Below are 14,436 nucleotides of genomic sequence, written 5' to 3'. Positions count from 1 at the left end.
AAACATTACATTTAATTCTATTATAACGATGAAATTATATGGTCAGATATCCTCCAGAGTTTTTTGTTCCATGTCAATGAGTGTAGACTCCAGCATTAGATTATTTTGAGAAAGCAACAATATCCGCATTATCCTCAGTAGCTGTGTATTGTTAGTACTTTCAGGCTCTATCAACATTTCATTTTCAGGTATCTCAATGCCTGCCTCCTGAAATGACTTTATGTAATTGAGCTTCTTAGTTGAAAATGACTTTCTGTAATTCCTTGGAAGATCTATATCGCAGAGTTCAAACTCCCTGATGAAAATTGGTCTCTGGAAGGTGTAATAAAGAAATGATAGGCATATATCTCCGTGATTTTCGTTATAGGTATCCTTTATTGCCTTTCCTATCTTGCGGTAAAGGGATACTGTTCCCTTCTGATTCAGTGAATAAACTTTTGCAGGTTTTATTTCCTTGACCTTTAGTGTTTCGGCGTCCACCATTGCGCTGAGATAACCTGCAAGAGTTAAACGGTGCAACTTTAAACCCACCTGATCCAGTTCTTTCTTAATTCCCGAAATTGACTGTTCATCTTTTTTGAGAATCTGAATTATCTGTCCTTGAATGGATTGATTCATCTTATCCCTCCTATCAACTTTTTTGTCTGGTCTAATACCAGGTCACATATTTCTTCCGAAGAACCTGTGAATTCCAGAGGGTTAGACATCTTTTCCAGCTCACTTTTTGAAAATAGACTTCCAAATTCAGATTTCATTAGAATCTCCTGAAGATTTTCAGATGATTCAAAGTACTTCATTGAAACTTCTCTTACCAGTTCATGAGATTCTGTTCTTCCTATGCCCTTTAGTGTGAGCTGTGTTGTCAGGTTTTCTGATATGCACAGGGGTGATGCCAGTAAATTATTTCTCATATTCTTCTCATTCACATACAGGTTTTTGATAATTTTGGATAACTTGTTTAGAATAAAATCTGTAAGAATACATGTATAAGGCATGGTGAACCTTTCCAGTGCACTGTTTGTAAGATCTCTTTCATGCCATGTGATTGCACCCTCTATCTCAGGTACTGCGAATGATCTTATTATTCTTGAAAGACTGCATACATTCTCTGACTCAATTGGGTTCCTTTTGCTTGGCATGGATGAGGAACCGACCTGGTTTGCCGATTCAAAATATTCCATTACTTCGAAAATCTCAGGTCTCTGAAGGTTTCTTATCTCTGTTCCAATTTTTTCACAGGTCATTGCAATGTTCCCCAGTATCTCAATGAATTCGACATATCTGTCCCTATCAACCAGCTGACCCGTGGCCAGTTCGTAATTAAGGCCAAGCGAGCGCATTGCGTCCTTATTGACATTCATTGCCTCCCTTCCCATTGACGCCCCAGTTCCAACCGGCCCCATTGCCTTACCTGTCAGTATTCTACCCTTAACTTCCATCAGCCTTTCAGTGTGCCTGTTGAACTCTGATAAATAGGTTGCCATCTTAAGACCGAATGTTATGGGACTTGCATGCTGGCCATGTGTTCTTCCTAGCATGGCCGTCTTTTTAAACTTTGATACCTTTTCCATAAGAGACTCTTGTATATCCTTAAGGTCCTCCATGAGGAATGTGTAGAACTCTTTCAATTGCAATGCCATTGCTGTATCAATCACATCATTTGAAGTGAGACCAAAATGAAGGAACTTAAATGCATGATTCGATTGCTCTTCTACCGTTCGAATGAATGCCATTATGTCGTGCTTTGTTTCTTTCTCTATCTCCCTCATTCTTGGCTCGTCAATACCTGACTTTAATACCATTTTAAGTGGCTCCAGGTTTGCTTCAGGTATGACGTGGTTTTTCATCTGAGCCTCAGCAACAGCAATTTCAACCTTCAACATGCATTTTAACCTGTAACTCTGCTCAAAAATAGATTTTACAGCTGGCCTTCCATAACGTTCTTCAATGGGAGAGATGGTCACAGGTCTGTTATATTGTTAGTAGTTAAAAATTTTCTTATTTGCCATCTCAGGTTATAGAACAAGTGTATTCAGAATTCTACTGCTAGTATTCCATTACTGTACTTATATAAATAATAAATTTGGACAATATAATAACCACTTACAAGCGTGAATTTTTCTGTTATATTCAGAATTCCTCCGCTATAATTATAGTTATATACTGTTTTATCAAGGGGAACTATTGTATTTGACTGGTTGCCTACCTGATAAACCTTAACATAGGTTGGTTCCGATATAACAAAATTAAATTTAATTTGTGATTTATTTGAAATATGAAAACTTGAAGTTGCATACATTCCGTAACTTTTAACAGTGCTCGAGTTTAACTGGGTATATGGAAATGAACTATTATAATTCCAGAAAATCTGATATTTTGGTATATTAGTTGTAAATTTACTGGAATTAAACTCAAATGTGTCATTGACTTTGTTGTGAGGAAAGAATATTGTCTCGTTGTTATATGCTATTCCTGTGGGATTTGATGTATTTAAATCATTATATGTGAGATCGTTTGTGTTTATCTCCTCTGCTACGAATGGTTCAAGTGTGTTAGTACTTCCAGCAACTGATGTTCCTGTCACTGGAGATCCAGCAATTACAGAATCCGTACTCATATCAATAACAGAAACATATGAAAGATTCATGTTAGGAGTGAGATATATCTCTATTTGCACTGAACTGTTGAACTGAGATATTACATAATTCTTTTCACTTTCAAATGTATAACTCATCTTCATAATCACGGGAAAGCTAGAATAAGTTGAATCACCATTGAGTGATATGATAACAGGATTGTTCAATTTATTTACAACATATTCTAAGTCAATTTGATCAACTGGAATTTTCTCAGTGACGCTCTGTACAATCATCAGATATTCATTATTGTAACTTGTATCATCCCGGGTTAACAAAATTTCCATTTTAGGAACCTCTGGATTTCCCTTAGGAGCATTTTGAAATAGGAAAAGACCAAGGGTTGTCATGAGTATCACTGTTATTGCAATTAGCAATAGCGTTCCTATAAGTTCTGAGACTGCCCTATCTTTCCTGTATCTTACCTGCTTCAATACCATGCAATTTATTGGTTACTTATAAAGATAATCTAATGCGACGTTAAATTTAATCATCGCTAGTTTTTTTCATTGAAATTTGAACCTTATGACTTCTTGGAAATTCTTTGGAAATTATTTCCTTAACATTTTTCTTTAGCTCTTCTGCATTTACCTGGAAACTTTCCTTTTTAAATCCATCTTCTGTGATAAGAATTTCCTTTCCGTGTTTCGTGAATGTTACTTTTCTATCCTTTTTGAAACTTAAAACTGTGAGTTTGTGATCTTCATCGATCTTGGAAAGAAAATTTAAAACGGTTCTTTCAGCTGCATTAATTGGAACCCATGACATAAATTTGAATTCCTTTAAACTCAATATCTTTTTCTTTTTTTAATGCTAAAGCGATCAAATATTTTTCCAAATAGAAAATTATAATATAAGACTCTTAATCTCATAATTCTGACAGGAAAGGATAATTTATTTAAGGATTGTGTTGAGAATTTAACTCAAATACTGATGCTATCTAGAAATATGACAAAGATAGATGAAATAAGGAGAGAAATGGACAAAATCCTCACTATCCTTGAAGAATCCGACAATGAAATGTTCAGGCTTATGTATAATCAAGAGGAATCGTTTGATCCTCAATTTATCAAAGAAATCGTAATTTCAGATATAAAACAGATACGAGATTCCAAAACCAGAGAACGTGCTTTATATTATATTAATCGGTTTCTTAAAAACCTCGGTGAACCACAAAACTCCAAAATTAATGACATTAACCTAAGTAGATGGAAACTGTATGGAGATATTATAACTGACAGTTTATGGATTTTTAAGAAAAGGGACAGCAGTGGCCCTCATAATGCTTCATACTGGGGAAATTTTGTACCCCAAATTCCATATCAACTTCTCAGAAGGTACACAAAAAAGGGAGATGTTGTAGTAGATGGATTTCTCGGAAGTGGAACAACTCTTATTGAATGTGCGAAACTTGGCAGAAATGGAATTGGTATAGAAATTTCAAGTGATGTTGCCAATATGGCTATGTTGAATGTTTCAAAGGCTGTCAACAGCGAACATAACTTTCAGGATATAGTTATTGGCGATAGCCAGACTTTTGATATAACCAGTATTCTTGAATCACATAATGTGAACTCTGCCCAGCTGATTATTCTTCATCCTCCATACTGGGATATAATAAAGTTTGGGACTTCAGAAAATGATCTTTCAAATGCTCCAGATGAATCAAAATTTCTGAATATGCTGACGAAAGTTATCAATAATCTTTCAAGAGTTCTTGAAAAAAGGAGATACATGGCACTCGTGATCGGGGATAAATACAGCAAAGGCAACTGGATTCCTCTTGGTTTTCATGCAATGGAGAGAGTTATTGATTCTGGCTTTATCCTTAAATCAATTGTTGTTAAGAATTTTGAAGTTACCAAGGGAAAGAGAGAGCAAAAAGATCTCTGGAGATACAGAGCATTAAAGGGTGGGTTTTATGTTTTCAAGCATGAGTATATATTTATTTTTCAAAAAAAATAATTTTTTCTGTAGGATTTTATTATAGTAACTGTATTGTTTTCTCAAGTATAAATTGACTCTTATTACATGAATTTGGTATGATCCACTCACCTGATTACACTTCACCTACATTATAGATTACAATTAAAATACCTATTTTCATTAGTAATTTTAGATTATTAATCACACTAAGGTAGGATTAAAATATTCAATCGTAGACAATAAAATAATTACTCTTCTTACGATCATAATTAAGAGAATGCGGAGGGCCGGATTCGAACCGGCGAACCCCTACGGAAGCAGATCTTGAGTCTGCCGCCTTTGACCTAGCTCGGCAACCTCCGCTTCTATTTCCCAAGCCGTTATATTTACTCCCAATTTAAGACTTTTTGAAGGAAGTTGTTTAAGATGACCTTGGAGCAGTAGAAATCAATTCGAAAATAAGATTAACAATAGTCATTAATCAGTATACTTAATGATAGTGTGGAATATTTTTAAACGTTTCCAGCATCATCAGGATCATGAACATATTTGGTAAGGATTTAATTCTGTATCCTCAGGAACCATCCTATAAAATAAGAAGTAAAAATTTCCGAAATTATAACCTTGATGACATTGACAAATTCTACCTGCCAGAATCTATAATCCAGATTGAAGGTTATAAGAATATCCAACCAGTTTCCTTTATTGAGGATGATAACAGAGGAGCCATAAGACCTGAACCTGTTTGTACAGTAGATCAAACTGATTTTTTTCTTTCCATAAAGGGTGTTGGGTCAACAGTTGACCCATATTCGCTTGAACCACTTAATACATACAGTATAAGTGATCTCACAGAAAACCCTGAATACAGGAAGAAGATAGAAAATTCTGGATATCGTGGTAATAGATTTATCACAGGAGAGACATGGCTTAGGGGGTCTCCATACGGCGGCCAGGGACTGGAACTAGCCAGAATTGCAATGAATACTTCGGAAATGGCAGATCCAACTTCCATTAATGGGTTTAGAATAGCTCCAGTTATTGGAATAGTATCAATGGAGAAGGAACTTCAGGAAAGAATAAGAGAACTTTACTGGTACAGAAGATATAATGGGGATATTGTTCAGGAAATAAGACTTATGCCTTCCAATATAAGATTATATTTTCATGCCACCAGCACAGTTGGAAATAATATCAACAAGGTTTTTGAGATGTTCAACATTAATGATAACCGTGCTTCTACAGAATTTATGGTGAATTTCATGAAATCTGGGTTGGCTGCCCTTACAGCTTTTTCAAGGACACTTAAAAAGGAAGATGACAGGATCTATTCGGGACTTGATTTCTTTGACGTATGGCTTGATAAGGATGCAGTATTATCATCTGATGGAACCATCTTCTTCGTTGATCTTGAGGGTGTAGAAAGAAGATACGTCATGGAAGAGAAAATAGGAGAGACCATAACAGATCAATTTTACAGATCACTTTACGAATTGATGTATGCTTACACAAGAATTGATGAAGAGAGAATAAGGAGATTTGGTACACCAATAGAAAGAAGAATGCAGTTACAATCCATTCTCGAAATGGCAACCGATGGAGACAAATATATAGAAATTGATGAAAACAACGGAAGAGTTGACCTTATAATAAAGAACGATCTAAAATATGATAATTTAAATAGCAGTTTTACTATGCTAAATAAGGTGAAATAGATTAAATCTCTGGATATTTACAACTTTCTGAAAGAAGCATCCATGGGAAAATTGGATGCAACCATAGATTCACAAAGTCTGAGTTATTTAAAAGAACAGAATTATCTTAACATATACAACAAAGATGATTATGATAGATTGAAAAGTGAGATCTCACAAATGGAAAACTTATCCAGTGAGATTTTGTCCAAAAAAGAACAATTTCAGAAAGAAAGGTCGGAACTGGAAGAAGAAGAACGAAAGGAACATTCAATTAGATTCCATCTTGAGAAGAAAGATAAAAAAGAGGAACTAGAAGAGGAAGTCAAAAAACAGGAAACTGATATTCAGGGGATATATAATACCGAAAAGTCCGAGGAAGAAAAACTCAATCAGTTAATGGCTAAAAAATCGCTTCTCAATAATCTTGTGTCTTATAATGAAATGTATATTTACCTTACTGATAAGGGAAAGGTGTGTGTCCATGATCTTGCATTAAGACTCTACAGATTTTCTGATGAGGATTTCACAAGTTATGAAAAGGACATGTCGACAACATTGAATCAGCTTAATGATATAGTCAGAACAGGTAAAATTTACTATACTTATCTTGAAGGCATTGTACCTGATATTGAACAGAAATCCACACTTCTTAGCACTGCAATTGGACTGGCCAAATTCAAAGATGATGTAACATCTATGGAAAACAAGTTTCACAGTATATATGAGGAAATGGGTTCGTTTACTAAAAACATAGAAAACCGATTAATGGCCACGGAAATACTTACAGGATCAGGTAAGGATGTTGTTTCAGATATGGAAGAATTTAAAGAAGTTTTCAAAAAAGTAAGGCATGAAAGCCACATTCCCAGAGAATCTGCAACGGCAGTAGCTGCAATAGTGTATCTTTCCAGAAGATATGATGGAACATATCCCTTCGAAAATTTGGATGAATTCAGGAAACTTACGCCTTCCTACGAGTCAGCAGCAATTATGGCTTCAATTAACAAGGATGTCAGTGAAACCAAGAATAAGTTTGTGAAAATGAGGCAAATTTTTTCTCAATGGGGATACGATGAATCAGAAGATATGGAATTGTCTTCTGCTTACGTTGCCATTTCAGAATTACAACCCGAGGAAATAAAGGATAAACTTTCGGTCATAATTGATGCTATTAAAAATTATCTTGAATATCCTTTGGTTGCCTCTACTGTTGTTGCAACAGTTCCGGTCATGGAATCAAATGAAACACTCGATCTTCTTTCAAAGGCATATAATATTCTGGAGAATAGTGTTCCAGGATTTGAAAGGTCAGAGATAATGGCAGCTGCAGTAAGTCTGGTACATGGAATTAGGAATGAGTTGATTACTAACGTGGATTCAAAGGCACCTGTTATAAACACTCCATACCACTTCTACTATATGCCTTCACCATTTCTGTTCCCGTTCTTTATGCCAATGCTTATGGTCCAGGGTTGCTATTATTCCACATTCAGTGGTATTGGAGGAGTTCATCCAGCACATATACACTCCGTAGGTGGATTTTCAGGATGATGCGTAAAAACATCATTTCAGCTTTGGTATTCATTATTTTCTTGAGTTTGGCTATTCCCGCTGTGCATGTACAGGCAGCGCCACAGAAGGGTACCTATTTCAACTATGATGAATATATTCAAATAAGTGATGGTAAAGGAAATTACAGTGGTTATTATGGAAATGCATGGATAAACGGAACTGAATCCGTTACACAGTTATTGAACAATAATAGAGTGTCAATGAATTACAACTATTCATGTGCAATCAGATCCAGTGATTATAATTATTTCAATGACCAGATGGCTAAAGGGAACTTCACTTTTTCGACCAATAACTGCAGCTATACATATGGCACAGATAATGAAACTGGTTACATAAATCCACATGTTTGGTTCTTTACAAATGTGTCTATCCCTGTAAACTCTGAAAAAGAAGTCCTGAACACTGACATGAAAGTTGTATCAACAGATTACAGTTACTCACCAGGTGGAACTAATGGGCAAATTACAACCATATTTCTTCAGGGAAATGGAACCTATGTACGGAATGATTCATACGGGATCTTTAATGCGACTTATACCTGGAATGCTTATTATGATAAATCTTCCGGATTCATAGTTGCCTATAATTACAAAGAAGTTGATTCAAATGGTCAGGGAGACGGATTTACATGTTCAAATACCCTATATGTCAAGGATTCAAGTTATGGAGTAAGCATTTCAACGACACATTTGAATCATCAGAAGTCATCACCTTTTCCATATTTCTATCTTGCAATAGCCCTAGTATTTATTCTTGCATTAATAGTAATAATAGCCTTAGTGATCAGTAATGGAAACAAAAATAAGATCAGGAAACATTCCACTAATGGAGGGAATTTAAAAATGACTGAAAATAGTGAAGATAAGGATAAAACTGAAATACACTTAAACCCCGAATCAAAGGAAACCGAACAGGTTGTAATAAAGGAGGTAGTAAAGGTTAAGTGCCAGTACTGTGGGGCGCTCATCGATTCTACGGCGGAGAAGTGTCCATACTGTGGAGCACCAAGAACTTAAGCCCTATTGTTATCTGATTCTGTTCTTAGATAATTGTAAATGAATCCATCATTTCTAAAACCCTGGCCTGTTGCAATTCGCTGTGAATATATACTTTGTTCGGGTATTTCAGATATAACCTTATTTATACCAGAATGAGCAGCATAATATAATCTAGATATCAAAAGATCTTTTCCTATGGAGATATACCTGTATTCAGGTTCCACGTACAGACTGTGCAATCTTGCCAAATTCATGAATGGAGAGATCCATCCCATGCCCACAATGTGATTGTCTACCTTACAGCAAAAGCATTTTTCCCCGGTTTCCATGGCCACTGCTACCCATTTTTCATTCACTTTATGGTATGCCTTTTTTAGAAACTTTATAATGTCATAAATTTTAGAAGAATTGAGAATTTCAACTGGATTTTTAATGCTAAGACTATTCTCATAACTGGAAATATTCAAATAATTTATCTTTTCAATTTTGGCACCTTCTTTGAACTTTATTTCGGAAAAAAATTCTGCACCTAATCCTAAGGAATAGAAATTCTTTGCCGTACTGGTACTATTGGTAAAGCACGTTCCTGTTTCCTCTATGGGATCGTATATGTATAGCCCCCTTAAACTTCCACCTTCCTCTGACACAAATACTTCTCCTGAACTAGCGAGTGCTTGTCTAACAAATAAAGGGATAAAGTGATCAAAGGTTGAGTTATTAATTTCGCTAATTTTTATTATATCATTAATTGACTCAGAGCTTTCCAATCTTCTTATCTTTTCCATTTAATTTAAATTACCTGACTTCATTTAACTTTATAGTATGTTCTGTTTTCAAAATGATTTCCGAAAATTCATTTTAATTCAAACCTATAACAACTTTAAACTATCTTTCGAGTTAGGATTACTTAATTAAATAATACTTCAGAAAGAGGTACAAAATAAACTTATAAATATTACAATCTCCACTTCAATTTTAATTTATATATTACTAAATACTCGTATACATCAGTAAATGGTCTGCCATGTAGCTTTTGTTTGAGTGAACCAGATATAATTTATAAAAGTATACACTAATCAAAAAATTAGAGGAATTATTTTTTAATTCTTCTAATCCATATAAGTACCACCATTCCTAAAAGAATAATTGCTCCAATCGCACCTATGATTATGTAAAGTTCAGTATCGAATAAATTTGAATGTGTTGGATAAAATGTCACAGTTTGTGATGTGTCATTTCCTTTGACATTTACGGACCCAGATGATTTAGTAGTACTATATCCCGAAACGGTGATTATGGTGTATGAGTATGTTCCATTGGGTAGGGAAATAGTATAATTTGAATCTGAGATAGGACCTGAATCATGACCTTCTATGTTCAAATACCAGGTTGTACCTGAAGGTAATCCAGTTTCCCTGAACATAACAGAATATGTCACCATAGTGAATTGAATCTTTATTTGCTGTGCTCCGCCTGCCAAGTGAACAGAGCTAGAATATTCAAGCGCCCTATACTCATGATCTGAGGTTACTACCCTATATTGATAGTTCCCATTCGATAAACACATTGTAAGTGTGTTTCCGCGAGATTGTTCAGAGGTACCATTTCCTAAAATAACGTTCCAAACTGTTCCTGATGGAAGTCCAGATTCAGAGAATTCTGCAGGGTATGTCCCTTGTATTGGACTGATTACACTTATGTTGTTCGATGCTGCGTTAGCAACATACACATATCCATTTGCAGAATTTACGGTAATGGCAATTGGTTCCAGACCTACTGAAATAGACTCCACAATTTTATTTGTATTATTTATCACCGTTACGTTATTACAATCACAACTAGCCACATAGATGTATCCGTTTACAGAATTAAAGGCCATTCCTGCTGGATCATTTACCTGAATGGTATCCACAACTTTATTTGTATTATTGATGACCATAACCCTATTTGATCCCCTCTCGGAAACATACATAAAACCATTCAAAGAGTCATAAACCAGAGATTTAAGTTCATAGCATACCGGAATTTTATCAACTACGCTATTTGTATCGTTTATCACCGTCAAATATTTGGACTCAAAACTCGCGACGTATATATATCCATTTAAAGGGTCAAATGCAACAGAAATTGGCAATTTGCCTACAGGAATGGTGTCGATGACATTGTTTATATCATTGATCACCGAAACATTAGCTGAATCACAACAAGTTACATACAAATCACCGTTCAGAGAATCAAAAGCTAAGGCGACTGGATGTTTAATGGAAATGGAATCAACCACTTTATTTTTGTCATTAATCACAGTGACATTGTTTGATCCTGTGTTTGTAACATATAAACAACCATTTAGAGGATCAAAGGCAATATCATTTGGACTAGAACCTACCTCAATGCTGCCAATGATCTTATTTGTATTATTGATTACGGTGATGTCGTTTGAACCACGATTTACTACGTACAAATTACTATTCATGGAATCGTAAGCCATTGCTACAGGTGTAGAACCTACTAAAATAGTATCCATGATAATACTGGATGACATGGGTTTGTCCAAAATTTTTATCTTGTCTTTTAATGATATTTTTTCCACACTGAAATTACTAATTACGGAAAATGATGTTGCAGCAAATCCTAATACTATAAGAATAGTTATAACCCTTAACGTGTGATTTTTCATTATTGCCTTGTTCTATCAATTTTATGTAATTATTAAAACTTTATCGTTAGTAAACTTGTCACATATAGTTGATTTGTTCCAAATTCAATACCTCTAAGCTCCCTATGAAAATCTCACGATAAAACCTAAGTAACGAAGAAGATTAACTTTCAATTAGAAAGGGTAGGAAATTAATCAAACAATAATTTAAAGGATAGATACAGTATTCTCTGAGAATGAAATAAAACAAGTTTATCCAGAATTTCCTTGAACCTAAAGGAATGCAGGACTACCATATTTAGACAATATCTGTTTTTATAACGTGTTATATCAACGGAAGCTTCCCTTTTCATAAAATTATTAATACCATTAATTTGAAATTTCAAGGTTAAAAAGAGATCAAAATAACTCAACAGTTATGGATAGTATGTACTGAAAAATTTCCATAATTTAGAAAAATTAAAGTCATCATTTATATGAACTGTTTTGAGTTAATGCATATAGATTTATCATTAAGTGGTTCCAAAGAAACAATAGACACTTTTTTAAAGTGCGCGTCACCAGAAAATGATGGCTTTGTTATCATGGAAAGGGTGGAAAGTGAAAAATTAACTATTAAAATAAATAATGTTAAACTTTCATCAATTTACAGTTTAACTGATGAATTTTTAAAAATTTTTGAAATTGTTGAAAAAATATTTGAGGATTATTCCTGAACCTCAAGGTTAAGCTTCTCTGTTAGCTCCTTATACCTGTTTCTGATTGTCACTTCGGTTACTCCTGCAACTTCAGCTACAGATCTTTGGGTTCTCCTTTCATTCATAAGAATCGATGCAATGTATATGGCTGCAGCGGCCACTCCAGTTGGACCTTTTCCTGATGTAAGGTCATTATCCTGTGCAAGTTTAATTATTTCAGCTGCCTGTTTTCTTGTATCCAGGGAGAGCTTAAGTTTACTGCAGAATCTGTTCAGGTAGTCTTCAGGCTTTGATGGCATTATGTTAAGCTGTAGATATCTGCTCATAATACGGTATGTTCGACCAATTTCCTTTTTCTTAACCCTTGTTATAGATGCGATTTCGTCCAAGGTTCTTGGCACATTTGTGATTCTGCACGCAGCGTATAGAGAGCCGGCTACAACCCCTTCAATACTCCTACCCCTGATCATGTTCTGTTTGACTGCCTTTCTGTAAATAACAGCTGCAGTTTCTCTAACATCATTTGGAATACTGAGATTAGATGCCATTCTTTCCATTTCCTGCAATGCCTGTGAAAGGTTTCTCTCTGCCGCATTTGATACCTTTATCCTCTTCTGCCATTTTCTCAGTCTGTATAATTGCGCCCTATTTCTGGTTGGTATGGATTTACCGTAAGAATCCTTATTCTTCCATGATATATCTGTGGATAAACCCTTGTCGTGCAATGTAAAAGTCATTGGGGAACCAGCCCTTGCTCTGGATTCATTCTGCTCTGTGTCGAATGCCCTCCATTCTGGTCCCTGATCAATATAACTTTCGTCAATGACAATACCACATTTATTGCACACCAGTTCGCCCCTTTCGTAATCCCTGGAAAGATCAGTTGAACCACATTCCGGACACTTTTCTATCTGCTCAATTTTTCTTTTTTCTTTTTCCATCTAAATCACCTAGTTTTTAACAAATACTCTCCTATCTTCTGAATCAAATTTCTTTGAAAGTACTACTACTCCCATTGGCTCAGAAATGGGGCCAATAATTCTTACTATTCTTCCTACCTTGTTACCTTTGTTGTCAAAAACAGCTCTATTAATCAAATCCTCAGAAACGTTAAGCACTACAAACTCATTTCCTAGGTCATGATAAATAGGGAGAGAAATTTGCATATATTTACCTTATAGTTAACAAGTTAATAAACTATTCGTAATACTTTTAATAGTCTCTTTTCAACCTATTTCAATATATCATTGAAATACAGGCACGCAAATAACGAATTCCGACTAAAGTATTAATTGTTTAAGGATCTATAATGAAGACTTTAGCAAAAATATCGATATGTAGAAATTATAAAAGGAAATCAGGAATTATCATCTATGAAAATTTACGTGGTTGACAATGGTGGTCAGTGGACCCACAAGGAATGGAAAGTCCTGAAAAAGTTGGGAGTGGATTCTGAAATTGTGGACAATGACATTAACTTTGAAGAGATTAAGGACTCTGACGGCTGGGTACTTTCCGGAGGTGCTCCAAGCATAACAAATGAAATTCCTAAGCTTGGGCGGATATCTGAAATTCTTGACAAAACTTCCGTTCCAGTTTTTGGAATATGCATTGGAGCACAGTTTATGGCTCTTCATTTCAAGGGTGAGGTAAGAGCTTCACCCATACCGGAATTCGGAAAGACAAAGGTCAATTTTTTCAATCAGGGAGGAATATTTAAAGAGATTCCATCTGAAATAGTTGTGTGGGAGAATCATAACGATGAAATACTATCTATTTCAGATGATTTCAAAATATGTTCAAACTCAAAAAACTGTAAAGTACAAGCTTTTTACTCTGATAAAAAATCAATGTTTGGTGTGCAATTTCATCCAGAGGTTGAAAACACTCAATACGGTACAGAAATGTTCAAATCCTTTATAGAATATTGTAGAAGGTGAATTAATGATTTCTACTGATGCGTTGATAGAGAAACCAGTATATACAGAAAAAGGAGTGCTTGTTGGTAATGTTTACGACGTTATTCTTGATTTTGAAAGTGGCAACGTCTACGGGTTGTTAATTAAAGATACGAACAGTAATGTTGTGAGTGAGGGTATTCCAATTTCAATCCCGTTCAGATGGATCAAATCAATTGGAGATGCCATACTTCTTCTTACTTTTCCTGAAAAGGTCAGTTATAATAGAAGAGAAGTGAATTGATGATTTTTTGAGTAAAGGTATTTATTAATAATTTACTACCGAAAAACA

At 34.9% G+C, this 14,436-nt stretch carries 15 protein-coding genes and 1 tRNA gene; 7 read left to right on the top strand and 9 right to left on the bottom strand.

Going from position 1 to position 14,436, the window contains the following annotated elements:
* Positions 1 to 42: 42 nt before the first annotated feature.
* From CSP5_RS04175 to CSP5_RS04160, 4 genes are all read right to left on the bottom strand, one after another.
* Complete coding sequence (locus tag CSP5_RS04175) at positions 43 to 618, bottom strand: hypothetical protein (RefSeq protein WP_148689703.1); 576 nt, start codon at positions 616 to 618, stop codon at positions 43 to 45.
* Positions 615 to 1,964: an adenylosuccinate lyase gene (gene purB, locus CSP5_RS04170; protein ID WP_148689702.1), complete on the bottom strand. Its 1,350-nt coding sequence runs from the start codon at positions 1,962 to 1,964 to the stop codon at positions 615 to 617. Before purB ends, CSP5_RS04175 begins: the two co-directional genes overlap by 4 nt.
* A 68-nt stretch (positions 1,965 to 2,032) precedes the next feature.
* A complete protein-coding gene (locus CSP5_RS04165) occupies positions 2,033 to 3,076 on the bottom strand; it encodes a type IV pilin (protein ID WP_148689701.1) in 1,044 nt (347 codons plus the stop codon).
* A 46-nt stretch (positions 3,077 to 3,122) separates the two neighbouring features.
* A complete protein-coding gene (locus CSP5_RS04160) occupies positions 3,123 to 3,404 on the bottom strand; it encodes a hypothetical protein (protein ID WP_021788682.1) in 282 nt (93 codons plus the stop codon).
* Positions 3,405 to 3,584: 180 nt separating this feature from the next.
* On the opposite strand from CSP5_RS04160, the gene CSP5_RS04155 reads away from it, so the two are divergent.
* Positions 3,585 to 4,601 carry a DNA methyltransferase gene (locus tag CSP5_RS04155; protein ID WP_197685811.1) on the top strand — a complete coding sequence of 339 codons (1,017 nt, stop codon included), beginning with the start codon at positions 3,585 to 3,587 and terminating at the stop codon, positions 4,599 to 4,601.
* Between the two features lie 239 nt (positions 4,602 to 4,840).
* Here CSP5_RS04155 and CSP5_RS04150 read toward each other — a convergent pair.
* Positions 4,841 to 4,925, bottom strand: a tRNA-Leu gene (locus CSP5_RS04150).
* Between the two features lie 176 nt (positions 4,926 to 5,101).
* Between CSP5_RS04150 and CSP5_RS04145 the strand changes: the two genes are divergently transcribed.
* From CSP5_RS04145 to CSP5_RS04135, 3 genes are read left to right on the top strand one after another with little or no spacing between them, the layout of a single operon-like run.
* The gene (locus tag CSP5_RS04145) at positions 5,102 to 6,277 is read left to right on the top strand and encodes a hypothetical protein (RefSeq protein ID WP_077076176.1); all 1,176 of its coding nucleotides are present in this window, start codon (positions 5,102 to 5,104) and stop codon (positions 6,275 to 6,277) included.
* Positions 6,278 to 6,319: 42 nt separating this feature from the next.
* Positions 6,320 to 7,810 (top strand): hypothetical protein, encoded by a 1,491-nt coding sequence (locus CSP5_RS04140; RefSeq protein WP_077076175.1) that lies wholly within the window; start codon positions 6,320 to 6,322, stop codon positions 7,808 to 7,810.
* Complete coding sequence (locus CSP5_RS04135) at positions 7,807 to 8,850, top strand: zinc ribbon domain-containing protein (RefSeq protein WP_077076174.1); 1,044 nt, start codon at positions 7,807 to 7,809, stop codon at positions 8,848 to 8,850. The genes CSP5_RS04140 and CSP5_RS04135 overlap by 4 nt, the downstream gene beginning before the upstream one ends.
* Here the strand turns inward: CSP5_RS04135 and CSP5_RS04130 are convergent.
* Both CSP5_RS04130 and CSP5_RS04125 read right to left on the bottom strand, forming a co-directional pair.
* The gene (locus CSP5_RS04130; protein ID WP_148689699.1) at positions 8,847 to 9,617 is read right to left on the bottom strand and encodes a GNAT family N-acetyltransferase; all 771 of its coding nucleotides are present in this window, start codon (positions 9,615 to 9,617) and stop codon (positions 8,847 to 8,849) included. The genes CSP5_RS04135 and CSP5_RS04130 overlap by 4 nt on opposite strands.
* Positions 9,618 to 9,925: 308 nt before the next feature.
* Positions 9,926 to 11,509 (bottom strand): YncE family protein, encoded by a 1,584-nt coding sequence (locus CSP5_RS04125; protein ID WP_077076172.1) that lies wholly within the window; start codon positions 11,507 to 11,509, stop codon positions 9,926 to 9,928.
* Positions 11,510 to 11,964: 455 nt separating this feature from the next.
* On the opposite strand from CSP5_RS04125, the gene CSP5_RS04120 reads away from it, so the two are divergent.
* Positions 11,965 to 12,204 (top strand): hypothetical protein, encoded by a 240-nt coding sequence (locus tag CSP5_RS04120; RefSeq protein ID WP_172399400.1) that lies wholly within the window; start codon positions 11,965 to 11,967, stop codon positions 12,202 to 12,204.
* On the opposite strand, the gene CSP5_RS04115 is transcribed toward CSP5_RS04120, so the two are convergent.
* Positions 12,195 to 13,127 (bottom strand): transcription initiation factor IIB, encoded by a 933-nt coding sequence (locus tag CSP5_RS04115; protein WP_021788675.1) that lies wholly within the window; start codon positions 13,125 to 13,127, stop codon positions 12,195 to 12,197. The genes CSP5_RS04120 and CSP5_RS04115 overlap by 10 nt on opposite strands.
* Before the next feature lie 9 nt (positions 13,128 to 13,136).
* A complete protein-coding gene (locus CSP5_RS04110; protein ID WP_021788674.1) occupies positions 13,137 to 13,352 on the bottom strand; it encodes an H/ACA ribonucleoprotein complex subunit GAR1 in 216 nt (71 codons plus the stop codon).
* A 207-nt stretch (positions 13,353 to 13,559) separates the two neighbouring features.
* On the opposite strand from CSP5_RS04110, the gene CSP5_RS04105 reads away from it, so the two are divergent.
* On the top strand, positions 13,560 to 14,126 hold the full coding sequence (locus CSP5_RS04105; protein ID WP_021788673.1) for a GMP synthase subunit A: 567 nt from the start codon (positions 13,560 to 13,562) through the stop codon (positions 14,124 to 14,126).
* Positions 14,127 to 14,130: 4 nt separating this feature from the next.
* Positions 14,131 to 14,388 (top strand): PRC-barrel domain-containing protein, encoded by a 258-nt coding sequence (locus CSP5_RS04100; RefSeq protein WP_021788672.1) that lies wholly within the window; start codon positions 14,131 to 14,133, stop codon positions 14,386 to 14,388.
* Positions 14,389 to 14,436 lie beyond the last annotated feature (48 nt).

It is taken from the genome of Cuniculiplasma divulgatum (assembly GCF_900083515.1).
Classification (GTDB): Archaea; Thermoplasmatota; Thermoplasmata; order Thermoplasmatales; family Thermoplasmataceae; genus Cuniculiplasma; species Cuniculiplasma divulgatum.
The sequence above is the reverse complement of the archived record's forward strand: the minus strand, read 5'-3'. Positions and strand labels throughout refer to the sequence as shown.